Annotated in this window: 18 protein-coding genes and 1 pseudogene; 18 read left to right on the forward strand and 1 reads right to left on the reverse strand. The window is 36.5% G+C overall.

Annotated features, from left to right (window positions below; genetic code table 11):
* The first annotated feature begins 53 nt into the window (after positions 1–53).
* A complete protein-coding gene (locus QKW49_RS22925; protein WP_282864952.1) occupies positions 54–944 on the forward strand; it encodes a metallophosphoesterase in 891 nt (296 codons plus the stop codon).
* Between the two features lie 35 nt (positions 945–979).
* Here the strand turns inward: QKW49_RS22925 and msrB are convergent.
* Positions 980–1,471, reverse strand: a pseudogene (msrB, locus tag QKW49_RS22930) (peptide-methionine (R)-S-oxide reductase MsrB); the annotation flags it as partial.
* A 643-nt stretch (positions 1,472–2,114) separates the two neighbouring features.
* On the opposite strand from msrB, the gene QKW49_RS22935 reads away from it, so the two are divergent.
* The 17 genes from QKW49_RS22935 (at position 2,115) to QKW49_RS23015 (ending at position 26,259) form a co-directional block, all read left to right on the forward strand.
* Entirely contained in the window at positions 2,115–3,062 is a 948-nt protein-coding gene (locus QKW49_RS22935) for a glycosyltransferase family 2 protein (RefSeq protein ID WP_282864954.1), read from the forward strand.
* Positions 3,063–3,471: 409 nt separating this feature from the next.
* Positions 3,472–4,938: a hypothetical protein gene (locus QKW49_RS22940; RefSeq protein ID WP_282864955.1), complete on the forward strand. Its 1,467-nt coding sequence runs from the start codon at positions 3,472–3,474 to the stop codon at positions 4,936–4,938.
* Positions 4,938–5,798 carry a diguanylate cyclase gene (locus QKW49_RS22945; RefSeq protein ID WP_282864956.1) on the forward strand — a complete coding sequence of 287 codons (861 nt, stop codon included), beginning with the start codon at positions 4,938–4,940 and terminating at the stop codon, positions 5,796–5,798. Before QKW49_RS22940 ends, QKW49_RS22945 begins: the two co-directional genes overlap by 1 nt.
* A complete protein-coding gene (locus QKW49_RS22950; RefSeq protein ID WP_282864957.1) occupies positions 5,799–7,085 on the forward strand; it encodes a hypothetical protein in 1,287 nt (428 codons plus the stop codon). It begins immediately after the preceding gene.
* 14 nt (positions 7,086–7,099) lie between these two features.
* A complete protein-coding gene (locus QKW49_RS22955) occupies positions 7,100–8,359 on the forward strand; it encodes a glycosyltransferase (protein ID WP_282864958.1) in 1,260 nt (419 codons plus the stop codon).
* 11 nt (positions 8,360–8,370) lie between these two features.
* Positions 8,371–10,815: a cellulose biosynthesis cyclic di-GMP-binding regulatory protein BcsB gene (locus QKW49_RS22960; protein WP_282864959.1), complete on the forward strand. Its 2,445-nt coding sequence runs from the start codon at positions 8,371–8,373 to the stop codon at positions 10,813–10,815.
* Positions 10,816–10,849: 34 nt separating this feature from the next.
* Complete coding sequence (locus QKW49_RS22965; RefSeq protein ID WP_282864960.1) at positions 10,850–11,932, forward strand: glycosyl hydrolase family 8; 1,083 nt, start codon at positions 10,850–10,852, stop codon at positions 11,930–11,932.
* A 27-nt stretch (positions 11,933–11,959) separates the two neighbouring features.
* Positions 11,960–13,351 (forward strand): glycosyl hydrolase, encoded by a 1,392-nt coding sequence (locus tag QKW49_RS22970; protein ID WP_282864961.1) that lies wholly within the window; start codon positions 11,960–11,962, stop codon positions 13,349–13,351.
* A gap of 437 nt (positions 13,352–13,788) precedes the next feature.
* Positions 13,789–16,899, forward strand: a complete 3,111-nt coding sequence (locus QKW49_RS22975) for a sialate O-acetylesterase (RefSeq protein ID WP_282864962.1) — start codon at positions 13,789–13,791, stop codon at positions 16,897–16,899.
* A gap of 89 nt (positions 16,900–16,988) precedes the next feature.
* Positions 16,989–17,234, forward strand: coding sequence for a zinc ribbon domain-containing protein (locus tag QKW49_RS22980; RefSeq protein WP_282864963.1), 246 nt, complete (start codon positions 16,989–16,991; stop codon positions 17,232–17,234).
* 320 nt (positions 17,235–17,554) lie between these two features.
* The gene (locus QKW49_RS22985) at positions 17,555–18,718 is read left to right on the forward strand and encodes a polysaccharide deacetylase family protein (protein ID WP_282864964.1); all 1,164 of its coding nucleotides are present in this window, start codon (positions 17,555–17,557) and stop codon (positions 18,716–18,718) included.
* Between the two features lie 69 nt (positions 18,719–18,787).
* Entirely contained in the window at positions 18,788–19,489 is a 702-nt protein-coding gene (locus QKW49_RS22990) for a response regulator transcription factor (RefSeq protein WP_282864965.1), read from the forward strand.
* Positions 19,490–19,499: 10 nt separating this feature from the next.
* Positions 19,500–20,885, forward strand: a complete 1,386-nt coding sequence (locus QKW49_RS22995) for an ATP-binding protein (RefSeq protein ID WP_282864966.1) — start codon at positions 19,500–19,502, stop codon at positions 20,883–20,885.
* Between the two features lie 33 nt (positions 20,886–20,918).
* Positions 20,919–22,424, forward strand: coding sequence for a hypothetical protein (locus QKW49_RS23000; protein WP_282864967.1), 1,506 nt, complete (start codon positions 20,919–20,921; stop codon positions 22,422–22,424).
* A 179-nt stretch (positions 22,425–22,603) separates the two neighbouring features.
* Positions 22,604–22,894 (forward strand): sigma factor, encoded by a 291-nt coding sequence (locus QKW49_RS23005; RefSeq protein WP_282864968.1) that lies wholly within the window; start codon positions 22,604–22,606, stop codon positions 22,892–22,894.
* 565 nt (positions 22,895–23,459) lie between these two features.
* Complete coding sequence (locus QKW49_RS23010) at positions 23,460–25,064, forward strand: spore germination protein (RefSeq protein ID WP_282864969.1); 1,605 nt, start codon at positions 23,460–23,462, stop codon at positions 25,062–25,064.
* Between the two features lie 34 nt (positions 25,065–25,098).
* Positions 25,099–26,259 carry a Ger(x)C family spore germination protein gene (locus QKW49_RS23015; protein ID WP_282864970.1) on the forward strand — a complete coding sequence of 387 codons (1,161 nt, stop codon included), beginning with the start codon at positions 25,099–25,101 and terminating at the stop codon, positions 26,257–26,259.
* The last annotated feature ends 1 nt before the right edge of the window (position 26,260 follow it).

Raw genomic sequence — 26,260 nt, forward strand, 5'->3', positions numbered from 1 at the left:
AGAAACATTTGTAGAAATAGATATATTATATGATACAAGAGGGGCATTCATTAATGTTGAAATTACGATTAAAGCAATGGACGATGATGATTATATTGGGGGTTGTTTTTATGGCCTTATGTAAAATGGGAACCTATTATTTTATTATACCTGCGCTTGCTTGTTTCGCTTATGGATTGATAGAGCCTTATCGAATAGAAAATAAAGAAACGTACTATGCTCATAACAAAATACCTGAAGCGTTTGAAAACTTTAAGATTGTATTCGTTTCAGACATTCATCATGGCATAGTATATTCAAGCAAGAGGGTAAGAGCACTGGTGAACCGAATTAACCTGCTTAAGCCTGATTTGATTTTACTAGGTGGTGACTACGTTGATCAAAAAAAATATATACAGACACTTTTTAAAGAGATGAAAAATCTTGAAGCAACACATGGTGTCTATGGGATATTAGGAAACCATGACCATCGGGCAGGTGCAAAAATACTTATAGATGCTATGGAGAAAGCCGGCATTTCATGTCTTGATAATAAGGCAGTCTGGTTACATAGAGGGAGAGATAGAATCAGGATTGGAGGAGTAGGCGATTTTTGGAATGATATTCAAGATGTAAATCCAACGATTGAAGGAGTGGATAATGAATTTGTAATCTTATTATCTCATAATCCTGATTATGCTGAAAATATTAAAACGGATAAGATAGATCTAGTACTAAGTGGACATACCCACGGGGGGCAAGGAACCATATTTGGGTTATGGGCGCCCTTTATGACTTCAAGACATGGACAGAAATACAGGAGCGGGCTTGTTAAATTGCCATATACCGAAGTGCTGGTATCAAATGGGATCGGAAATGTAGGATGCATACCGATCAGGTTTTTTGCAAGACCTCAGATTAATATAATATATTTAAAAAGAAAGCATGATATAGGTAACAGGTGATGAGTGGAAGCCCATCACCTGTTACTGTGTCTAGGTTAAGTAAAAAGCTTTAGATATTCTCCATATCCTTCTTTCTCAAGATCTTTAACGGGAATAAATCTAAGTGATGCGGAGTTTATACAATAGCGTAAGCCGGTTGGAGCAGGGCCATCATTAAACACATGCCCGATGTGAGAGTCTGCATGTTTGCTTCTCACTTCAGTACGAATCATGAAATGACTCTTATCTATTTTTTCATAAATATTGTCCTTTTTAACAGGTTTTGTAAAGCTAGGCCACCCACATCCTGAATCAAACTTATCTAAAGAGCTAAATAATGGCTGACCGGATACGATATCTACATAAATCCCCTGTTCTTTATGATTCCAAAACTCATTATTAAAAGGAGGCTCTGTGGCATTCTCCTGTGTTACTTTATATTGTATTGGAGTCAAATTTTCCTTAAGTTCTCGTTTATCCGGTTTTGAAAATCTTTCGTCATTCATTGAAATGTAAGCCTCCTATTTTAATGTATATGATTTATATATACCAACATATATAGAATTTATTCTTTAAAAGTTTTAAGAATAAAAAGGTTCAGACTTTTGTTAAATACAGCTTGTTTTAACTTACGTAATATTCTACAAAAATCTACCCCAAATTATAATCTGCTTAGTGTGTCATTTACAAGTTTTGATAAAAAACGTGTTGGTTACATTTTTGTAACAATGAATGGTATTTCTATAACAAACATATTGTAAAATATATGTCGGACTATCGATGTTGAGCAGAAAAATATGTAAAAATGTCATAAGTTATATTTAAAATTAGCTTAGATATATCTAATAAGGAGCGGCTTTAAAGAATGATAGAAAGACCTAAGATGATGAACTTGAAAAGCAAAATGAAGACAGCAGTTGTCCATAATAATTATCTACTGGTATGCAGAAACCAATGATTTCCTTACGGAATAGTTGACAAAATTCTCACGGAATACTAAAATATAACAAAATAATGTGGTTTTGCAGTAATTATATCGTGAAATAGCTTCGATTTTAATATATAATAGACTTATGGGACATGAAGACGCGCAAAGTATCGAAAAATCTGTTTTCTTCTTATTTTCTTATTATCAAGAAATATTGGATTGTCAGCGGTGTAGATATGACTGATAATCATAGGAGAGATTTTATGAACAAATTAATTTCTATTGTGATACCTTTATATAATGAGGAAGAAACATTACCTATTACTTATAGCAGATTAATACGGGTTTTAAAAGATATTAAATATGATTATGAAATCATGTTTGTTAATGACGGAAGCAAAGATAAATCTATTAAAATAATAAAAGAGCTGAGGCAGAAGGACCCATGTATATCTTATCTGGATTTGTCCCGGAACTTTGGAAAAGAAATAGCTATGGCGGCAGGATTTGATTATGTAGCAGGTGATGCAGTCATTATAATGGACGCGGATCTTCAAGATCCTCCGGAAATGATTCCCGAGATGATTAAGTATTGGGAAGAAGGATTTGATGATGTTTACGCAAAGAGAAAGAACCGTAATGGTGAAACATGGCTTAAGAAAGAGACATCACACTATTTCTACAAAATTTTAAAAAAAATATCCAGAATTGAGATACAAGAAGATACCGGAGATTTCAGATTGCTCAGCAGAAGAGCAGTGGAAGCCATTAGAGAGTTTAGAGAGCACCATCGCTATACAAAGGGCTTTTTTAGTTGGATAGGTTTTAACAAAAAAGAGATTTTGTTTGAACGGGAAGCACGAATTGCCGGTAAAAGTAAATGGAATTACATCAAGCTTACAGAGCTTGCCATTGAAGGGATTACTTCGTTTAGCTCAATTCCTTTAAGGATTTGTACGCTTGCGGGGTTTATAGCGGTTGCTATTGGGTTTATTTATGTGACGTATATCATTATAAAAAAATTAGTTTTTGGAGACCCGGTTGCGGGATACGCATCATTAGTTAGTTTGTTTTTATTTTTCGGCAGTATTCAACTCATCAGCTTAGGAATTATAGGAGAATATTTAGGGAGAATTTTTGATGAAACGAAAAACAGACCCCTTTATTTTATTAACGAATATAATGATAAAAAGACTATGTCTGAAAGATAGTGGGTATAAGCTACAAAAAGTAATTAGTTATTTATTTTGGGGATTACTTACCACGTTACTAAATATCGTAACGTTCAGCTTATGTATACGATTAAATATTTATTATCTGGCAAGCAATTTTTTGGCTTTTATAATATCAATTATATTTGCATATATAACAAATAAAAGATGGGTCTTTATTACGCCAAATTCAAGCAAAATGGATTTTAGTGAGTTTATGAGATTTACCGGCTCTAGAATTTCTACACTTTTGATGGAGAGTATCATATTGTTTTTATGCATAACATTGATGGAACTTGATCAATATGGGGTTAAAATTGCTGGGAGTATAATAGTAATTTGTACAAATTATCTATTAAGTGAATTCATAGTATTTAAATAGGAGAAAGCTGCCAAAGGGGTATGATTAATGTATAGAATTATGAAACCATCAATATTTGCCGTGCTGATTCTATTTTTAATTTCCGGATATGCATTATTTATATCGCCGCTGATTGGTTTAGCAGATAACGGAGACTTCGGTAGAATAATGGTGCCAAATGGTTTAAAGCACGAACAGCAGCGTGATTCAAATGATTATTTCGGTTACTTCAATCACAAATATGACAGGTTGCAGTATTATAACGGAGTAGAAGGAACTGCAAAATCTACTCATAGTATAATCATAAAGATTGCTATGGGTTTGGATGATATATTTACTGATGACGGAAAATTTGATATCAGATTTATAGCATTCATTAGTCTTGCAGTTCTTGCATTAAGCATTTATTGGATGATTGAAGTCGTTGAAGGAATGGTAGAGCATAAAAGCTTTAAGTATCTTATGGCATTAGTTGCTGTGATTATATTTGGTGATATAGGTTATACTGCTTATTTTAATAGCTTTTTTGGAGAAGGAGTTGCTTATCCTTTTTACCTCCTGTCGATATCATCTTTATTGAAATTTTCACTGGGTGGGGATATTAGAAAAAGATATTTGTTTATATATTTTATTTCCAGTTTTATATTTATGGGTTCAAAAAGCCAGTTTTCGCTAAATGGAATCTTTTCTTTTGCATTATTGACATCGGTGTTGTATTTTAAGATTCCTAACAAAGAAAAGGTGCTTTCGGTTATCTTGGCATCTCTTTTGCTGGGGTCTTCAATCTTGATGTATTTTATGATTGATGACAGAATCTACCTTATCAACAAATACCACATGATCACCAGAGGTGTAATGCTGTTTGAGCCGGATGTTCAAGCAGTGACTAAAGAAGCAGGCATTGATGAACAATTTGCTTTATTATCAGAGACAATCTATTTTGACAGGACTCCTGTAATCCATCCGGAGGATGAAATATTACTAAAAAACTTTTATAGCCGGTATAATATATTTTCTGTTACTATTTATTATTTGAAAAATCCCAGTGCATTTTCTAAAATTATGGAATTTGCATGGAAAAACAGTTACACCATAAGACCCGAGGTCTTAGGAAATTATGAAAGAGATTCAGGGAAAGAGTATGGTGAGAGAACAAATTTTTTTGGATTGTGGAGTTATTTGAAGGAAAATCACATTCCTCATTCCTCCAACTTTGCTTATTTTTTCTTTGTAATTTGTTTAGCGTTGGCTATAAATAAGGTGGTGGAATATAGGAATAAGGGGGCTGTGCGTACAGTTTTCTATAGTGAAATTGTAATGCTCTACGTGTTCTTAACTGGATTCTCTCAAGTGTTAATATCATTTATTGCTGCAGGAGATACGGACTTAAAAAAGCATCTTTTTATGACGACAGTATCGTTGGACATACTATTTTATTATTATTTTGCTTATGCAATTTCAATGATCTATAAGAGTAGAAATACTGAAAGATTAATTAAAAAGGAGCTGCTATAATGGAAAAGATGGAGAACAAGATGATAAAGAAAATTGATTTAACAAGTGTTGTCATAATAACCATGTTTTTTTTCTTAATTATTGCTTTTTCATATATGGGATTAAATGAAAATCCCATGAATGTTTTTCTGATATTTATTGTCATGTTGGGAACGATTATTGGCTACTATACAAATTTTATGACTTCAATGCTGTATTCAATAACTTTTATTTTTTTATATGCCAGTATTCATATCTTTTTAAATATCTCTAAGGGAGTACCTGTTAGTGCCGATGTTTATTTTTGGATGGTCACTGTACCGATATTCTCCATTACATTTTCATATTATGGAGGATTAATTAGAAATATTCAAGAGCGGAACAGCCGTTTAGAAAAAGAAAATAACGAATTTGTTATGATTGATAAAGATACAGGATTATTAAGTTCTCAAACATTTTTCAATGAACTGCAGGTTTTTATGAAAATCAATGAAAGATATCATATTGAAGTCTATTTAATGTTAGTGAAAATTAAATATGAAAACGAGGTAATCGGAATCCTTGGACAATCAAAATACATTAAAATAGTGAATCAAATATCTACAGCGATTAGCTTAATGCTTCGGGAAGAAGATAAGAAATATATATTGAGAGATGTTAACATGTTTGGCATTATCCTCTTAGCAAATAAAGATGGAGGAGAATATGTAAAGAACAGGTTGAAAGAAACAATCAAAAATATCAATTTTAATGATGATACCAAAATTAATAGATTTTGGCTAGAAGTCCAGGTGGGATTGGTGCGGTATAATGTACAAGAAACCAGCAGTCCTTATGAGCTTTTTAAAAAGGCTGAAAAAGATTTGGAGTTTGATGTATAAATGTATACCAAAAAATCTTTTGTTATATGTAAGCATATTATTATTTATTTGCTTTTTATCATTACTTTGAATAATATTCACGCATATGCATTACAAAAGCCTGCAAAGTATGTATTAGTATACGATCATTTGTACGGTTACGGTGCAAATACAAGTGATATACTTTTGCAGTATATGGAATTGAGATCAAGGGGACATGATGTGCTGCTGCTTCAAGCAGAGAAGCTTCCCCCTGAAAAAATAGAAGATGATGCTATAGTTATTGTTGCTGCTTCAAGTTTTGAGTCGGTAGAAAAATATCACCGGATTTTAGATACTTTAAATGATTCGCAAGTGGTGATTTTTGACAATAAATTGATTATCCCGGAAGAAAGCTTGAATTCCACGGATGTCATAATAGTTATCAATAAGGTTTATCCTTTTTCTGATTTCAACAAACTGATGGATATGGCAGAGATGTTAAATGATAAAGGAATTGAATTTATCGCAACGATTATGCCCGTTTATGATAACTATGAACTTGAGGCTTTTGATACATATGTAAAGGTTATCGAATATGTGAGCAAAAGGGGAGGGCATCTCTTTATCCATTACCCCGTTGAAAATGAAAACGGTACGTATAATTTAGACCCCGGGATTGGATTAAAGAAAGTTGTGGACGAATACCGTAAACGAGGTCTTGATATAATGGGAATAACCATGCCACAAGACAAGATATTTACTAGAACGGAAGTATTTGCAGATTTAAAGCTGCCATTCATTCTTGCAACTGAGAGTGAAAGAAAAGTGGATACGGATAGGGATTTGTTGGAAGTTTCTCAGGTGCTTAATCAATATACCATTATCAATGGTGTTGATATTAATCACTTTGATATCTTTCGTTATAAGCAAAAAGAATATCCATACAATCAGCAATCTGTGTATATATCTATTGAGGATGAAGAAAAAAAGCTACTGGATTTATTAAAAATATTTAGACTTGAAAAGGTTGCTATAAGAAGTTTTTTGACTGAAGATTACTATGAAAAATTAAAGGATACCAATTATGCTACGATTGAAAATGAGAGCTCATCAAAAGAGGAAAAAACACAGCTTGAAATGTTTAAGGATTTGGAGATGGAAAAAATAAGGGGTGAAAATTTGGAACAGGAACAAACTGCTGAAGGTTATGATATATCAAGGTTCACCAGTACAGCTGTTATTGTAGCTACTATACTACTTAGTGCATTAATAATTATGGTGTTTATTGGAAAGCGTTTTGAAGTGAAGAAATTTTTTAAGACTTAAGGACGTGATATTTTATGTTGCAGAATATATATGATTATCTCTTGCTGTTGTCATTGTTTTCTATTTGGATTGTAGTTCTTATGAACAAAATACTTGTAATCAGCGGGTTTGTTTCTTATTTAAAAAATTATAAAAGAAGTGACGAACTTATACCTGACAAAGACTTGCCCTTTATTTCTGTTTTGATTCCGGCACATAACGAGGCTAAGGTTATAGCTAAAACGTTGAAATCTGTTTTGGAGATGGATTACGATAAGGACAAGTATGAGATTATTGTTATTAATGACAATTCCAATGATAATTCCGCAGAAATCCTTGGAAAAATTAAAGAGGATAATCCCGAAAGACTTCTGCAAATCATTAATACTGACAGTATTATTGGAGGAAAGGGTAAATCGAATGCTTTAAATATAGGGTTTACTCAAAGCAAAGGTTCATTTATTGTGATATATGATGCCGATAATACACCGGAAAAACAGGCGTTAAAAGAATTAGTCAACGCAATCATAAAGGATAAAAAGGCGGGAGCGGTAATCGGTAAATTTAGGTGCAGAAACAAGAATAGGAATCTTTTAACAAAATTTATTAATATCGAAGGTGTCTATTTTCAATGGATGGCCCAAGCAGGTAGATGGCAGCTATTAAAGTTGTGTACAATTCCCGGGACAAATTTTATTATTCGTAGAAGTATCCTGGATAAACTTGGTGGTTGGGATACGGACGCTATAACAGAGGATACGGAAATTAGTTTTAGGATTTACCAGTTGGGTTATCATATAAGATTCTGCCCTCATTCTGCAACATGGGAACAAGAGCCTGAGACTCTGTCAGTGTGGTTTAAGCAAAGAAAGCGGTGGGTAAAGGGTAATTATTACGTATTAATAAAGAATTTCAAGTATTTATTTGATAGGAATACAGGCCCGATAAGATTTGATCTTCTTTATTTTGCTGCGGTTTATGTCCTCTTCTTGTCATCCTCTATAATTTCTGACATGATTTTTATACTTGGTTTTGGAGGCTTTATAGAAACCACAATTATGGGGTATAGTTTGCTGCTATGGTTTATGGCCTATATTCTCTTTGTGTTATCTGTTCTAATTGCTTTAAGCGCTGAAAAGGGAGAAATAAATGGGGCTAACACAGCAATCACTTTAATAATGTATTTCACTTATTGCAAATTGTGGTCAATTGTTGCTGTTATCGGATTGGTTAGTTTCATCAATGATTCTATATTCAAAAGACAAATAACCTGGTATAAAACTGAGAGATTCTAGGGGGGCGGAACATGAAAAAAATGCTAAGCATTATAATCATTCTACAAATGGTATTTAGTGTTATGCAAGTCAAAGCACAAACAAACGATGTATTTTATGGTATTCAGATGCAGGTATTTAAAAATGAAGCACATGCAGACAATTATATTGAACAGTTAAAAAATAAAGGTGTTGATGCTTATAAGATAAGCACATCGTTTTATACTATCTTTTATGGAATATATTGCTGTGAAATTGAGGCGTCACAAGATGTAAGCGTAGCAAGGCAGTATTCGGAAAAAGCCCATGTTGTAAAACTCACCAAGGAGCAGATGACTGCCTATCTTAATAAAACAGCAGCCGATAATAAAGCAGCAGTAGAACCTGTCGAAGAACCTGCTGAAGAATCTGTTGATGTATCTGGTAAAATAACTGATGGTTTACCTGGAGAAAAAAAACAAATAACCATTAATGAAACGCCTGAAGGAAATCTGGAATATACTTATAGAGTTATAGATGATATAGAATTAAGAGGTGTTAATGGTGAAAGTAAGTGGTTTTTTAATGTAGATAAAGATATGGAGACGGTAGATTTTAAATTCAATTTATTTTGGAAGATTAGCGAATTAATTAGAATAGATAATTCATATTTTACTGTTTATATGAATGATATTCCCATAAAGTCAATGAAGATAAAAAGTTTAAAGGATGAGTTGCTCAACAGCTGGCAAATTAACATACCCGTTAATATGATTAAGAAAGGTTATAATGAGTTGAAAGTCAGAACCCATTCTAGAATAACGGATGAGCCATGCGAAGATGACAAGAACATTGCCAATTGGGTAATTATTGACGGAAACACAAATTATGTAATAAAATATGATAAAGTGGCTTCATCCGGAGATATATCGGATTTCCCAAGACCTTTTGCAGGTATGTATGCTGATGAAGCACAGGGTATAGGGGTAGCTATTCCCGATGACTATACCGATAAAGAAATTTCTGCCGCCTTGACTTTGATTGCACATATGAAAACATATAGTTCCGGTTATGAAGTACCTTGCACACTAATAACAGCCAGTAACCCGTCTATTTGTCATTATGATAGCCTTATTTACATCGGCAAGTATAATGGTATGCCGGAAAAGCTCAAAACTATCATAAACAATGAAGAAAATATATATGCTGAAAATGCTAATATTTACAGAGTTACAGTAAATGATGGCCGAAAGCCTATATTTGCAATTGTTTCTGATAATGGAGATAGACTAGTTGAAGCTGTAAAAGCGCTTAATAACAGTGACTTAAAAGCACAAATGGAAGATAACTATATTAAACTGATGCCGGAATTAGATACAGCTATAAAAGAACAAAGAATGAGTGATTATATTTATCTAAACGATTTGGGCATTAATGGTATTAAAGTTGAAGGAATCAATCAACAGGTTGCTAATATAGGCTTGAGAATTCCTTCTGATCAGGTATTGGCTAACGAATCAAATATCAGTTTAAATATAAGATATTCGGATAATCTTGATTTTGACAAATCCATGGTTTCGGTATATGTAAATGGGGTTCCTATAGGAAGTCAGAAGATGGACCGGGACAAGAGAGATTTGCATTTAATGACCTTTTATATGCCGGAATCTTTAAGACGGAATAATTACTATGATGTCCGTATCGTGTTTGAACTTATACCAAGCGGTATCCTAACTTGTGAGCAATATTTGACAAGCATACCGTGGGCGTATATCAATGCGGATTCTTATTATTATTTCCCGAGGCAGGAAAGAAGGCTTATGTTGCTGAATAATCTGCCATTTCCGTTTTCGAGAAACGATGATTTGGATTTAACTACAATCATAATTCCCGATAATCCTACAAGGGAAGACTTTAGAATTGCCGGTAAAATTGCTGAGTTAGTGGGAGTAGGTGTAAAAAATAATGAAGGAATTATTGATGCTGTAAAAGGTTCTATGTTTGATGAAAAGTATCATGATAATAATTTAATCATCTTTGGTACTCCAGAAGAGAATAGTGCTATAAAGAGTATGAATAAAAATCTGTGGTTCCAATATGACAGCCAATTTAGCCGTATTTTATCCAATGAAAAAGTTGAATTGTTACCGGAAATATCAACTACTGCTACTTTTTTAGAACTAAAGACCTCACCGTATAATGGCAATAAAGGAATTATGACTATTACATCGTTAGATAAGGATTGCATTGTCAAAGCTATGGATTTTTTGGAAGATGACAAGAGGGGGCTAGTTACAGGAGATGCAGCGATTATTAGTAGAGATGGAGAACTATTAAATTTTAGATTTCAAAAGGATCAAGATGAAAGACCGATCGTCGGGACAGTACAATCTTCTACTAAGAGTATGAGAGATTATTTTATATTTACAGGCGCACTAGTGTTATTTTTTATTATTGCTCTAGGTTTTTATATGTTTAAAAATAGAAAGAATAAATGATAATCTGAGTAAATCAGGTGTTGGAGGCTTTGCTATGGATAGAAAACCTTTCTTCAGGAAACCGGGCCTCGCGATTGTATTATTAATACTAGGAATAGGGCTTTATTATTCATTTGTTCAAAAACAGTCCTCTAAGTTAAATCTGGGAGAATATACCAAGTTCCCAGGATATGAGGAGGAGAGGTTAGCGCTGGAAGCATTTGTTAATCAGTATTTTATAGAAGACGGTTTCTTTAGAACAAACTTAACCGATTCGGAGCAAAGAGAAAACGCCTCAGGAGAAGATATTTTGTCGGAGTCAGTAGGTCTTCTGATGCTTTATCATCTGAAGAGGGATGAGCCGGAAAAGTTTGAAATACAGGTCAATATATTGACGGATCATTTTATGAACAGCAACCGGCTTGTTAAATGGCGTATTCGCCGTGGCAGCAACCAAGAGACGGTTAATGCCACCATTGATGATTTAAGGATAGTTAAAGCATTGATTAGGGCAGCTGAGAAATGGAAAAAAAATGAGTATGAAGCTATTGCCAAAGGACTTTCAACCCAGCTGCTTATGCACAGTATAACTAAAGATAATCTTAAGAGTTATGATTCGCCGGATAGTCCTAAAGCACCTTTTGTATACTATGATTTTGAAGCAATGCAGCTGATGGAGCAGTTTGATACAAGATGGAACAAACTGTCAGATGTAAATATGGAAAACATATTAAATCATCAGGTTAAGGGTTTGCCTTTTTATGAAGATGAATGGTTCACCGAAGACGAAGGATTCCCTACAATAGAAAATTTAATGATTATGATGCATTTATCTGAGGTAGGAATAAAAGATTACCAATCCCTTAGCTGGTTAAAAAGACAACTTAAGCAGCGGGGTTTATATGGCAGCTATTCTGCAGCAGGAAAACCCCTTAATGCAGTGGAATCTCCTGCAATATATGCTATAGCTGCTTGTATTGCAAAGTTGAATAATGATGAGGAGCTTTATTACTTAGCGGTTAAAAGGTTGAAAAATATGCAGAATTTAGAGAGTAACGAGTTTTACGGGGGATTTATTGATTTGAATCGGCTTTCCGCTTTTTCTTTCGATCAACTTTTTTCATTATTGGCCTATTAATAACGACATGTAATAGGAGATGTTGCAATGTTTGGAACTAACTTAAGACAAAAATTTCTTGCAAATAGAGTTATCTTTTATGGTTTATATACAATAGTACTGTTATATATCGGTTATCTTATGGGTTATCATCATCACCAAGCAGACTTGCCTCCCCCGGTCAATCTTACGGAAGATATGAACGAAGATTCCGATTTGGCTATAAAAAATGTGGAAGATGAGCAAAACAATAATGTCGCAGATAGTAAAGAAGAACTTGATTCCAGCGCGCAAACTATGGAAGGTAAAGAAAACATTCAAATGATAAGTGTTGAAGAAAAAATTGATTCCGGAGCACAAACTGTTGAGGGTGAAGAAAACACTCAAGTGACAATGGTTGAAGAAAAAGTTGATGCCGGTGCACAAATGGTGGAAAGTGAAAAAAATATTCAAATGATAGGTGAAGAGAAAAAGAAAGAATTTTCTTCAGTCACTCATGCGAATACTATGAAATTAATGGAATATTTGGAAGACATTTACGGGAAGAAGATTCTTTCCGGTCAACATTTATCTGAGGATTTTTCGGAAGTGGAGGCAATTTATCAAATCACGGGAAAGAAACCTGCACTCCTTGGATTTGATTTTATGGATTACTCAGTTTCCAGAGTGGAACGTGGAGCTAAAGGGATTGACACGGAAAAAGCAATTCAATGGTGGCGTGAAGGAGGAATTGCGACCTTTTGCTGGCATTGGAATGCACCCATGAATCTCATCGACAAAGGACCCGATAAGCAATGGTATCGTGGATTTTATACCGAAGCAACTACTTTTAATTTCGCAAAAGGAATCGAAAACACAGAATCTGAAGAATACCGGTTAATGATTCGTGATATTGATGTTATTGCTGAAGAATTGAAGAAACTTCAGGAAGAAGGAGTTCCGGTACTATGGAGACCGTTACATGAAGCATCCGGTGGGTGGTTCTGGTGGGGAAGCCAAGGATCCGAGCCTTATAAAAAGTTGTGGAGAATAATGTTTGACAGGATGACAAATTATCATCACTTATCTAATTTGATATGGGTTTGGAACGGTGAGAATCAGGAGTGGTATCCGGGTGATGATGTGGTAGATATTGTCGGAATAGATTTTTATGGACCCCAAAACGATTACTCTCCCAGGGATGAAGAGTTTAAAACAGTGGAAGTGTATACTGATAAACATAAAATGGCTGCACTCACAGAAACCGGAGTAATTCCGGATCCGGATTCTTTGTTGGCAACAGGGACAAAATGGCTTTGGTATATGACATGGTGCGGTGAATTTGTGCTTACAAAAGATCAGAAGTCCTATTCGGACGAATACACACAAGCATGGATGTTGAAAAAAGCCTATCAACACGATTATGTTATTACAAAAGACGAGTTGCCTCAATTCCGTTAAAATTGCATTTGAGAATATAAAATATTTTAACTATATAAGTTGCAAAGCGGAGTCATGGGGACGGTTCGTCTGGCACATATGTTTTTTATGTGCCTGAGGAACTGTCCCCGTGGCGTAGCGGATGTAACATATTTATTACAACTTATATATCATAAAAATAAGTTGGGAACTCGCAGAAAAAGCTATATATCATGAAGAACACATATTTCCATCGTTGTTTGTGAGCTATAAATAACAGGTTGTAAAGCTTAGGAACAGCAAAATAATAACTTCCGATTTTTCAGCGGTTATTTTTCTGCCATGCGTCGTTGTCGACCTTTGCCATACGCCAGTATTGCCAAAGGCCTTCGCCTAGCCTGACGAAAAAATCCCTCGCTGAAAATTTCGGAACTTATTATTTCACTGTTCCTTAATTAAAAAAGGAGATGTTTTTAATAATGAGTAGAACATTCATACGTTTTTTATTTATTGGTGTTTTTTTAGTCATATTCTGTGTTGAGGTTAAGGCTTCTGAAGTGGTACCGAATATAAGTGATGGACAAGATATAAGTGATGGATACTGTTATTTTCATGAAGCATTTTCTGATAAATCTTTAAAGAATAACCGGGTGCTTGATAAAAGAAACAAAACAATATGGCAAATTAATAATGTGGAGAAACAAACAAATACTATTACAGATACGGGAGCTTTGGAACTGGGTGGCGCCCGATATATGCAGCGCGCTGCTTTGGCTGAGGACTTATGGGCAAAAAAACAGAATTATGCAATGGAATTTACTATAAATGTCCAGAAAGTGGGAAATGAAGGTCATTCCGGCAGGCCAATCGCGGTTGTCATTCCTCGCTCAAAGGATAAAGATTTTAATGAATATTATGCCGTTACTTACTATATGCAAAACACGGTGGCAAATCAGTTTAAATTTAAATGGGCGATAATAAATACGGCGGCACCGACAAAAATGAAACCCCTTGCTGAAGGATATTATTTGTTAAGGGAGAACGTGGATTACACTGCCCGTCTATTCATTCAAAATACATATGAAGATAATGTTAGCATAAAATTTTACATCGATGGTCCGACAAATCCTATGAAGGAATATAAGCCGCTGCTTGAATATACTGATACCAGTGAATATAGAATAAAATCCGGTGTTACAGGACCGGCTTTCGGAACGGTAGGATATACGGATAGTAGCTGGGGGACGCCTCCTGTTGTACGCTATGATAATATAAACCTCTATGATGTTCATGAGTTTGAAAAATATGAGGAACAATTAAAGAAATATATATCTACTAATCCTCAAGATATAGTATCAAACGATGCGTATGGACAAATAAAATATGTAATTAATAGGGGGATACTAGATAGCCATCCTGATAATACCTTTAGACCCTATGAACATGTTTCAGTGGCGGAATTTATAAAAATGTTGCTTACCCTGAAAGGTGAAAAGTATCCTGAAGACCAGTCTGATTGGGCTGACCATTATATGAATAGAGGAATAGAGTTTGGAATTATTAAAGAAAATGAATTTCCGGATTATAATAAGGCTATTACCAAATATGATGTAGCATTAATGCTTACAAGGTTTAACGGGAATTTAACGGGAGATAAAAAATATGCATCTTTTATCAGGGATTATAAGTTTATTCCGAGTAACTATCAGAATGCGGCCCTTTATACTTATAACGAAGGTTATCTTAGATTAAGTGATTCCTTCAGATTTATGGGAGATAGCTTGGTTAGCCGTGCAGATACTGCTAATATAATATTAAGAGTGCTGGATGCCGGCATTAGAAAAGTGAATTATAATCTAGAACTTCCCAATATATTATCATCGGGAGCTGTTTTGCAGGGAAATAAAAAAATTCCTGTTTGGGGTAGAGGAGTTTCAGGGGAAACCATTACTGTCAAATTTAAAAAGCAGACCAAAACGACCACTGTAAAAAACGGCCATTGGTATCTGGAACTTGACCCGGAACCCTATGGAGGTCCGTATACATTAACTGTTAATAATACTAAAGATACCATTACACTAAATAATATTCAGGTTGGTGAGGTATTTGTTGTAGCGGGCCAATCAAATGCCGAAATGTTCTTATACGAATGTTACGGAGCGGAAGAAACGCGGAAAAAATTCGAGGGTAAATCAAATTTGAGATTTTATTCAGGTGAACAGATCACAGCGGTTACACCGAATTTTACCAGTAAAGGACAATGGGAGTATTCTGAGGGATGGGCGATTGATTATTCCTCGGCAATCGGGACTTTTTTTGCGGAAAAATTACTTGAATTAAACAAACAATTGAACGATGTTACTATAGGTATTATTAGAATGACGTATGGCGGTACCACTGTGGAAGCTTTTATGCCCAATGCTATTACTGAAGAAAGCGGTTATATCCAAAGAGATGATGAACCGATTATGTCGGGCTTTTGGAATGGGTTTATGGAACCCATTACACCTTTTGCTATAAAAGGAGTTATATATTATCAGGGAGAAAACAGCACCCACCTGGGATACAAATATGAGTCCCTGCTTAGAGATTATTTGCGGGGTTTAAGAATGGAATTTAAGGATTCACACTTACCCGCCATGCTTGTTCAGCTTGCCGGTTACAGTTACAATGATTATGAAACCGACAGGAATGAATGGCCGATAATACGGGATGTTCAGATGAGAGTAGCAGGTATGGATAATACCGGACTGGTTACTGCAATAGATTTGTCGGATAAGGATCCGATAGAAATACATCCTAAAGAAAAAAAAGAGATTGGGAGACGCCTTGCATATTTAGCAATGGATCTGATATATGGAAAACAAATTGAAGGAAAAAGCGCTAAGCTTAAGTATTGTGAATTTGAAGGAAATAAAGCAATTATCGGATTCGACAACCATTATGGGAGAATTTACTTTAAAAAGGATATTCCAAAAGACTTCCAAGTTCTTGACAAGCAGGGGAAATGGCATATGGCGAATGCAATCATTAACACAGAGAACAATACTGTAGAGGTGTGGCATGATGAGATTTTAGAACCGGCAGGAGTGAGATATGCTTGGGTCAACTATCCTAATATTAGCCTGTACAACGACGTAGATATGCCGGTTCTTCCGTTTAGAGTTGTCATTACGTCCAAAACGACGGAGGAGAAAATTATAAAAATATCAAATCATTTATTGAAGGCTAATGATGCCGTAGTAAATACACAGAGGAACAATCAATTCAGGACAGTGCAGGTCATAGGCCCTGACATTATAGCTCATGAATATGCTATTCAAGGGCAAGCTGCCGGAGACACTATAGAAAAGTTCTCGAAGCAAAAAAATTTAATAGCTCAGGAGGGAACTACTGAGACTATTATAAAAATCCCTCAACACGGTCTTTGCGTTGGAGACTGGATAAGAAACAATACCAGAGGCTGGGAACCCCGGAGAGTAAATGCTGTCTTAGATGAAGATACTATTGAGGTGTCTCAAATTAAAGGACAAAGTGTCGGTGATGATATTGGAATATATCAATTTATAGGTATATCGGTTGCAGAGTGAAAGAAAGACATGGGAACGGGACATGTACAAGATTATTGAAAAAGTTCGATTTATTAACATAGAAAGAGTGAAGAAAGGGGTTAACCAATATGAAGACATGTATTGCTTGCGGAATGCCGATGAAAACAAAAGAAGATTTTGCGATGGGGGATGAGAGTAAGGATTACTGCAAATTTTGTGCAAGGCCTGATGGTACTATGCAGTCTTATGATGAAAAGCTAAAAGGTATGACAGGATTTATTGTCAAAACACAAGGGTTAGATGAAGAAGCTGCCCGGAATGCTGCCAAAGGCATGATGGCAAAACTTCCGGCTTGGAAAGAAATTGAAGTTTGATTTTACCTATGAAGAATGGAAAGGTGCGAATGACTTCGCATTTTTTAATGAAGCATTAAAGAAAGCAATCGACATATTCGCATTATGAGAAACTTTTTGTTTGTCTAAAAAATTTGATTATAGAAAAAACAAAGGCACTAAGGAGAAAAGACTTGGTGTCTTTGTTTGTATATAAATTAAGAAATACAACGCATATAAAAGTTAGATTGGGTACGTGAAAGTCTATGAATCTGTAACTATATTGTAACCCTCATAATGTCGGAATTTAGTATTCTATATATAAATAGAATTTCAGAATTCGACATCGGGGGTTATTTTTTATGGGGCATTTTATGGAGGGACAAGCTGAACAAAAAAGTCTGAAGTGGCAAAATTACCGTAGAACAGTTTTGATATATTTGACGTGCATGGCCGTATTTATATATATGTTTACTTACGGGGTGTCTTTCATAAATACGTTAGGGAAAAAACACCTTTCTGCAGCAAATAGCGAAAAAAGACAGGTACAGTCGGCGAGGCCGCTGAAAAATTACTTGATTGTTCAGAAATCACACAAGGGGACAGGGCCGCAGTCCGGCCAAAAATCAGGCCTGACAGCAGACCAGTCCCCTAGTCTGATTTCTTCGGCTCAAAAAATTGCGACTTTATCAGTGGTTTCACAGTCGGCAGATGTCTTTTTCAACAATACGGTTTATGCCAATGAAGCGAATACAGGTATGGATTTACAGCGCAATATCTTAAAACAAAAAGAGGAAGCAGATATGGCAGCAGACCTGAAAGCTGACGACACGGATATTGCGGAAGCATTGAAGCCGCAGGCGCAGGGTGCTCAGGATACAACAATGAAAGATACCCAGGATATTGCGGAAAGATTAAAAAATATTTATAAGCCTGATGGGAGAAAAATCGCTTATCTAACTTTTGATGACGGCCCTACTCCGGATATCACACCTAAAATATTGGAAATATTAAAGAATAACCAAATCAATGCTACATTTTTTGTTATCGGCTCACTGGCAGAAAAAAATCCGGATTTGATCAAAAAACATATAGAAGAAGGACATATGATTGGAAACCATACTTATTCCCATAAATACAAGAAGATCTATGCCGATGTAAGCAGCTTTATGAAAGAAGTAAGGCAGGCGGATTCGGTTCTTAAAAATATCCTGGGGGAGAGCTTTCAAACAAGACTTTTCAGATTTCCAGGGGGGTCTTTTGAAAAGAGTAAGGTGCTTTTTAGAGAAGAAATCATAAAGCAAGGATACGGATATGTCGATTGGAACTGTTTGAACGGAGATGCCGAGGGGAAAAAGACTGATGCTTCCCGGCTCATTCAACGGGTTAAAGAAACCTCACGAGGGAAAGACCATCTTGTAGTGCTCATGCACGATTCCGCAGGAAAGCACAGCACGGTGGAAGCGCTGCCGGAAATTATCCGATATCTTAAAGAACAGGGCTATGTATTCGGAACACTAGATTAAGTATTTGGGAGAGAAATACAATATGTTATAATCATATTATCATATTTCAAAATCATCGGGAGAGAAAAAATGGGACACAAGATACTTATTGTGGAGGATGAGAGCAATATACGGAGATTTTTAAAAATAAATTTTGAGCGTAACGGATATACGGTGATAGAGGCCGAATCGGGAGAAGAAGGTATTATAAAAGCAAGACGGGAAGAGCCTCAAATCGTCATACTGGATGTGATGCTGCCCGGTATGGACGGATTTAAGGTTTGCGAAGCATTACGAAAAGAATTTTCGAGTATGGGAATTGTAATGCTTACGGCACGCAGTCAGGACGCCGATAAGATTACAGGTCTTGAAAACGGAGCAGACGATTATTTAGTAAAGCCCTTTAATACAGCAGAATTGATATTGCGGGTGAAAGCTCTGTCCCGAAGGCTAGATATCAAGAATGAAACAAAAGAACATAAAAGGATAAAAAGCGGTCCCTTCACCATTGACATATATGCCCAAGAGGCCTTTAAGCAAGAGGCAAAAATCGAGCTTACTCCGACGGAATATGTTCTTTTAAAATTGTTTATGGAGAATGAAGGGAAAGCCTTTCACCGGGATGAACTGTTGGACATGGTATGGGGGCGCAGTTATATGGGTGATCCCAAAGTGGTAGATGTCAATATCCGGCGGTTAAGAGCCAAAATAGAGGATTCGCCGGTAAACCCCACATATATCGTGACTATCTGGGGGATCGGGTATAAATGGGCAGGTCATCAAATAAAATAGGCGGGTAATTATGAAAAGTATAAAAATGCGGTTAGTGGGAAGCTTTATGCTGGTCATCCTGATCAGCGTCGGAATATTGGAGATACTGCTTATGAACTTCGTACAGCAGTATTATTATAATAATACCGAGGAAATTCTCACAAACCAGATAAAGATTTCTGCAGATTTTTACGCAAGATATTTTTCCAACGCTTCTTTGGAAGACAATATTATGGCAAATGTGGATGTTTTCTGGAATCAAACCGAAGCACAAGTCCAAATTCTTGATCTCTCGGGCAGGGTTCTCATGGACTCGGTAGGGTTTATGCCTAAGGAGCCCTTGCAAACAAATGACGTCAAAAAAGCGCTGACGGGAGAAAAAGGAAGATGGTTGGGAAAAGTTGAATATAATTCTTTTAATACTATGGCGGTAGCTTATCCCCTTCGGTCGGATGAACAGATTGTCGGCGTGCTGCGGTTTGTTACATCACTTCGTGAAGTTGACAGAGGCATCCGAAACATATCGAGGATTTTCGTAGCCATAGGTGCTTTTGTCATTATAGTTACCGGATGTGTCAGCGTACTTTTGGCAAATAGCATTGTGGAGCCTATAAAAGAAGTAACCGGTATTGCCGGTATCATGGCTTCAGGAAACTTGAAAGTCAGAAGCATCAAACAAAGGGAAGATGAAATCGGGAAGCTGTCGGATACGCTTAATTTTATGGCAGATGAAATATTGAAAAAAGACCGGCTGAAAGATGACTTTATCTCCTCAGTCTCCCATGAACTCAGAACGCCTCTTACTTCCATCAGAGGATGGGTAGATACGCTGAATACCGAAGAATCTTTAGGGGATAAGCCTATGTTAAAAGAGGGATTTGCCATTATAGAAAAAGAAAGTGAAAGACTGACCCGGATGGTGGAGGAGCTATTGGATTTTTCGCGGTTTGTTTCGGGCAAAGTGTCGCTTGAGAAAGAACGGACGGAGTTTGCCTTTTTCATTGAGCATATCAAGCGTTACATGGCCCCACGGGCGGCGAGGGAACAAATAGCATTTGTCGTAGAGTATGATGAAGATCTTCCCAACGTGCTTATTGATAGAAACCGGATGAAGCAAGTAATGATCAATATCTTGGATAATGCTTTCAAGTTTACACCGGAGGGTGGGAAGGTTCTCTTAAGAGCAAATGCGGATAGCAAATACCTTATACTGTCGGTGATTGATAATGGCTGCGGAATCAGCAGTGAAGATTTGCCAAAAGTGAAGGAGAAGTTTTATAAAGGTAAGAGCAGCAAGGCTCAGAACGGAATAGGTTTATCCATTTGTGACGAAATTATAAAAATGCATGACGGTATTTTCAAAATAGAAAGTGAATTGGGAAAAGGGACTACAGTGTATGTAAAACTGCCGCTGTAGCATCGAGGAACTTCCCAAAGGGGAGAAAAACACATGAAACAATGGTTGATTATATTATTTATAGTTCCTATGCTTCTATTAGCAGCTTGTAATCATATAGAAATAGAAACGGATGAAAAAATAGGTGCACCTGAAAACAATGCAATTCCTATCAAAGGAACTTGGATTATCGAAAAAAGCATTTCTCTGGCAAAGGAGGACACTGAAGGGAAAAAACAAGACAAATGGCTGGGAGAAAAAGCGGAATTCGGTAAGGATTACGTTTTTTTTGCACAAGAATTATGTGAGCATCCTCAATATAAAATAAAAAATGTTGATGCCGGATATTATTTTTTATATACCTATAAGGCAGATGCGGGAAAACTGGGGATAAAAAGTGCAAAAGTTGATGTTATAACCATTACTTCCGGCGATAAATTATTTTACGAATTTGTGAGAATAGATGCTTCACAGTTGATTCTATCTATGGGCAACCGGATGCTTTATCTTAAAAAGCTTTCGGATGAATTGGAGGAAAATAAAGCTCCAACAGGGGGAAGGCAGGGATCTGCAGAAAATAGCCAAAACAAGATGGAAGCTTTTCGGTATCATTCAGGCGTGGTCTTGGGACTGCGTTCTTTAAAAGAAAGCGGATTTGATAAGAGCAAATTACCGGGTCAAAACGGGGAGCGGGTATTTTACAAAACGTTGTGGATTTCGGCCGACTATAAAAGGCTTAGACCGGTACTGGAGATGGACAATTTATTTTTGCCCCGGCGAAACGGGTTTTGGAAAGTAGGAGTCACCAGGGAAGTACAAACAAATGGGTTGAATGATTCTCTGTTCGCTTATCCGGTAGATAATGAAATAAACATTAATAATATCAATGATAATGCTTCTTTGATTAGCTCCACTTCGAAAAAAAGCATACTTTTTATCGGGAATGACTATATGGCATTGGAGTATACTGTACAAGAAAAAGATAGGGAGGCTTTTCATAGGCTTAAGGTATTGCCTGTAGACAATATCGAAAGCAATAAAGGCGTAAAAATATCCGAAATTTTAGGAGAAAGCGGAAAAGAAGCGATGTTCCATGCAGCGCAGGCGTACTTTTCCGCTCAAAACAAGGAAAACAGAGATGGAGTGGAAAGTACCCCTGATGAAGAAAGCTTTACCATTACAAGGAAGAACGGACATTGGATGATGCAGGGGAGGTTAAATGCCAGAGCAAAGCGGTTTATGGATCATGATGCCGATTTTAATATTCCCGTTATTCCCCCCAAAAACATGATTAGTTATGATGATTTGGCGGTATCATGGAATGTGATAAAGAGTAAGGTTCCGACGGCATTAGACGCGTATACGTCGCCTAATAAAGATATTGCAGTCATCATTTGTAAAAATGTTATCTATATCTATACTATAAATAACGGGGATTTATCTCATAAGCCTGCTAACCAAATACCCATCCAAGAAGGAGCAATGGTGGTTATGGCAGAATGGGCCGTTGGTGATTATGTGAATATGTGGGAAGAAAGTTTTCTCAATGAACTGAACTAGTAAAGGAAATCGACTGAAATCAAAAAGTATGCGCTTATTTTTATAGGACAATGGATCTTTAGAGAAAACCACTCCCTTCGAGATTAAAAACTCTATTTATAAATACTGTAACCATTTTGTAAACTATTCACCCTTTAATTTTATTATAATGGAGTTACCGAAAAAAGGGGAGTGCGGCAGTGGGCAAATGTGACAGTCAGCTTCTAAAAGAGGCGAAAAGAGGGAATATTGAAGCTTTTGAGAGCCTTATTGAAGGATATGAAAGCAAAGTATATACGCTATTCGTCAATAAAGTCGGAGACTCCTGTCATGCATCCGAGCTTGCGCAAGAGGTATTTATCCGGGCATTTCAAAAGATTAATACATTTAAAGAAAATTCGGATTTTTCACTATGGATTTATACTATCACTACGAGTGTTTTTATCAGTCGCTTGAACAAGCGAGAGGGCAAAAACTTGTCTGTTGAATGATCATAAGAGGTTTTTAAGAATTATTAAGAATCATTCAACAGGATATCTTTTCACAAATTACAAATTGATTTATATTCCGATTCTTTAGGGAAAATCAACTATAGATGCATTGTGCATAAGGGCTTTCTGTCAATAGATACATAGACATTTATCTATTGCTATGCTATACTGAAGCCAAAATAAACGATTAAATTTGCAAGTTTGGTCTTAGATGTTTCATGGTCAATAAATATTTTGAAAGGCGCTGGTGCCAGAGGTAAGTTTAATATCTTACCATGGCATTTTTTTATTTTTATATAGATTATTTTAAATGATATAAAGAATATTTATCCAAAAAGGCTATAATTTATAGTGGTGGGACAAAAGTGTCAGCTAAATAGGTAAAGAAGTCCGGTGTGTAAGACAGCACCGGACTTCTTTAATGATATAAATATGAAGCTAATGAATTCTTGCTTTTTTGATACATATATTATTATTTAAATTCAACACCAACGGTACTGAATAACCTCAATCTATTTGGAAATAATTACACATGAATGAATTTTACGGTAAGTGGAGGGGATTTATGTTTCATTTTCTATCGAATAAATTACGTTTTTGGCAAATACTTAACCGAAATTTTAATAAAGAGAATGATCCTCAAAAATTATCTCAAGTTAACCTTTCACATGACCTTAAGAAAAATCTGAAAACCTTAAGAGAGATTTTGGGCACAAGCGATGATATTATTATCCGAGAATTCTCCTTTGGTCATAAAGGGCAAATCAATGCTGCACTTATTTTTTTGGAAGGCATGACGGACAAAGTGACTATCAATGAAAGTATAATAAAGCCTTTGATGTATGACAGCCGTTTTATATGTAGCGAAGAAACATCAGAAGCGATTAATATTGATAGTATTAAAAATACCATGCTTTCTGTGGGGAATATTGGTATAGTAACCGCTATAGATGAACTGGTGGATGATTGTTTATCAGGAGATACCATTTTGCTGATAAATGGGTCCAAAGAAGCTTTAGATATTCATACCAAGGGTTGGGCCACCCGTGGTGTGGATGAACCGAAGACCGAAGCTGTTGTCCGGGGACCGCGTGAAGCTTTCTCTGAGAATTTGCGTACCAATACGACACTGCTGCGGCGTAAAATTAAAAACCCTGATTTAACCCTTGAAACAATGAAATTAGGCAAAAAAACAAAAACAAGTATATGCATTGCCTATTTAAAAGGAGTGGCCAATGACAAGGTTGTAGAAGAAGTCAGGCGCCGGTTAAAAAGAATTTATACCGATGCTATCCTGGAGTCGGGTTATATTGAAGAATTTATTGAAGATGCACCTTTTTCTATTTTTTCAACTGTTGCCAACAGTGAAAAGCCTGATATTGTTGCTGCAAAACTGCTGGAAGGGCGGGTAGCTGTTCTGGTTGACGGCACACCTTTTGTGCTTACCGTTCCCATGGTCTTCATTGAAGGTTTTCAAAGCTCGGAAGATTACTATTCCCGTGCATATTTTGCAAGCCTGGTCAGAATGCTGAGATTCATTGCTTTTACTATAAGCACTCTTGGTCCCGCGGTATATGTAGCCTTGACAACCTTTCACCAGGAGTTGATTCCTACTGCTCTTTTATTCACCATGGCAGCAAACCGTGAAGGAACTCCTTTTCCCGCAATACTGGAAGCCGGTATGATGATGATAACATTTGAAATACTCAGGGAAGCCGGAGTACGCCTACCCCGTCCGGTCGGACAGGCCATCAGTATTGTAGGCGCATTGGTAATCGGCGAATCTGCGGTAGCAGCCGGTCTTATCGGAGCACCTATGGTTATTGTAATCGCCATAACGGCTGTTTCCAGTTTTGTTGTGCCATCCCAGACAGATGCAGGAGTTATTCTGCGTATTATTCTGCTCATTCTTGCTGGGTTCATGGGTGGATTTGGGATTGCGATCGGATTATTGGGTATTTTGATCCACCTGGCTTCTTTAAGGTCTTTTGGGACCCCTTATTTGTCGCCTGTGGCTCCGCTCACCTTCCGTGATCTAAAGGATGTATTTGTCAGAGTGCCTATTTGGGCTATGTTTACCCAACCCAGAGCCATAGCCTGGCATAATTCTCAACGGCAGGAATTCAGATTAAAGCCTAAACCTCCATCAAAAGAGAGGGATGACCGGTAAGGTTAGAGAAAACTCTATATTGGGAGTGTAATTGATGAAAAACCGTATAGGTTTATTTTTGAAAATAGTAATTTATATGTTGTTCATTTCAATTTTAACCGGCTGTTGGAGCCGCCATGAATTGGATGAATTTTCTATTGTTGCAGGTATGGGTATTGATAAATCTGAGGAGGATGGTGAAATACAACTGACGGCTCAAATAGTCAAACCAAGGGCATTAAAGCCTGGAGAAGGCAGCAGTAGCCCGGAGGATGCCTACTTTAATATAGAAAGCACAGGAGATACTGTCTTTACTGCGGTGAGGGAGTTTACACATGGAGCAACACGCAAGCTGTATTTTCCCCATAACCAGGTAATCATTTTCAGTCGGAACACCGCTGAAGAAGGAGTGCAAAAATATATTGATTTCTTTGTGCGTGACCCTGAAACCCGGTTAACGGTTTGGATACTAGTTGCCAAAGATAAAGCAGATGAGCTTTTAGAAATAAAATCTGAGTTGGAGTTAATTCCGGCACTAGAAATCAGTGATTTGGTTGAAGCACAGAAGGCTACATCCCAATCAAGTATTGTTAAGCTGCAGCATTTTATTACTCGGTTGTTAAGTAAAACTACATCGCCTGTAGCTCCTCTCATTGAAGTTTCAGGCAAAGAAAAAAAAGCCTTCGTATCGGGAACGGCAGTTTTTAAGAAGGATAAACTGACCGGCGAGCTGGATAAGACTGAAACCCGAGGCCTTTTATGGGTCATAGGAGAAATAAAAAGTGGTATTATTGATGTGGATTGTCCCGGCGGTGGTAAAGCCAGCCTTGAAATAATCCGGGCCAGCAGTAAAATTACGCCGAAAATAAAGGATGGCAGGATACATATGAAGATAGAAATCAAAGAAGAAGGAAATTTGGGCAGCCAGTCATGTCTTGAAGATTTGACATTACCACCGAAGGTTGATTTCCTGGAAAAAGAGAAAGAGGCTGTTATTCGAAGTGAAGTTATGGCTGCATTGAAAAAAGCCAGGAAACTTAACACGGATATATTTGGTTTTGGTGAAGCAGTACATCAAAAATATCGCAAAGAGTGGAAAGAATTAGAAGACAGATGGGATGAGGTTTTTCCCAATATAGAAGTAGAAGTAATAGTTGAGGCCAAGCTGCGCAGAACAGGTAGAATAACTAGACCTGCCAGTACGGAAAAGGAGTAGA

It is taken from the genome of Petroclostridium sp. X23, from assembly GCF_030013905.1.
Lineage (GTDB): Bacteria > Bacillota > Clostridia > SK-Y3 > SK-Y3 > X23.

What these genes read in the sequence shown, in the direction of transcription:
- QKW49_RS23015 (WP_282864970.1), top strand. Translation starts at nt 25,099, where the DNA reads ATGAAAAACCGTATAGGTTTATTTTTGAAAATAGTAATTTATATGTTG.
- QKW49_RS23010 (WP_282864969.1), top strand. Translation starts at nt 23,460, where the DNA reads ATGTTTCATTTTCTATCGAATAAATTACGTTTTTGGCAAATACTTAAC.
- QKW49_RS22950 (WP_282864957.1), top strand. Translation starts at nt 5,799, where the DNA reads ATGTATACCAAAAAATCTTTTGTTATATGTAAGCATATTATTATTTAT.
- QKW49_RS22990 (WP_282864965.1), top strand. Translation starts at nt 18,788, where the DNA reads ATGGGACACAAGATACTTATTGTGGAGGATGAGAGCAATATACGGAGA.
- QKW49_RS22965 (WP_282864960.1), top strand. Translation starts at nt 10,850, where the DNA reads ATGGATAGAAAACCTTTCTTCAGGAAACCGGGCCTCGCGATTGTATTA.
- QKW49_RS22945 (WP_282864956.1), top strand. Translation starts at nt 4,938, where the DNA reads ATGGAAAAGATGGAGAACAAGATGATAAAGAAAATTGATTTAACAAGT.
- QKW49_RS22925 (WP_282864952.1), top strand. Translation starts at nt 54, where the DNA reads ATGTTGAAATTACGATTAAAGCAATGGACGATGATGATTATATTGGGG.
- QKW49_RS22985 (WP_282864964.1), top strand. Translation starts at nt 17,555, where the DNA reads ATGGGGCATTTTATGGAGGGACAAGCTGAACAAAAAAGTCTGAAGTGG.
- QKW49_RS22980 (WP_282864963.1), top strand. Translation starts at nt 16,989, where the DNA reads ATGAAGACATGTATTGCTTGCGGAATGCCGATGAAAACAAAAGAAGAT.
- QKW49_RS22955 (WP_282864958.1), top strand. Translation starts at nt 7,100, where the DNA reads ATGTTGCAGAATATATATGATTATCTCTTGCTGTTGTCATTGTTTTCT.
- QKW49_RS23000 (WP_282864967.1), top strand. Translation starts at nt 20,919, where the DNA reads ATGAAACAATGGTTGATTATATTATTTATAGTTCCTATGCTTCTATTA.
- QKW49_RS22940 (WP_282864955.1), top strand. Translation starts at nt 3,472, where the DNA reads ATGTATAGAATTATGAAACCATCAATATTTGCCGTGCTGATTCTATTT.
- QKW49_RS22960 (WP_282864959.1), top strand. Translation starts at nt 8,371, where the DNA reads ATGAAAAAAATGCTAAGCATTATAATCATTCTACAAATGGTATTTAGT.
- QKW49_RS22975 (WP_282864962.1), top strand. Translation starts at nt 13,789, where the DNA reads ATGAGTAGAACATTCATACGTTTTTTATTTATTGGTGTTTTTTTAGTC.
- QKW49_RS22935 (WP_282864954.1), top strand. Translation starts at nt 2,115, where the DNA reads ATGAACAAATTAATTTCTATTGTGATACCTTTATATAATGAGGAAGAA.
- QKW49_RS22970 (WP_282864961.1), top strand. Translation starts at nt 11,960, where the DNA reads ATGTTTGGAACTAACTTAAGACAAAAATTTCTTGCAAATAGAGTTATC.
- QKW49_RS22995 (WP_282864966.1), top strand. Translation starts at nt 19,500, where the DNA reads ATGAAAAGTATAAAAATGCGGTTAGTGGGAAGCTTTATGCTGGTCATC.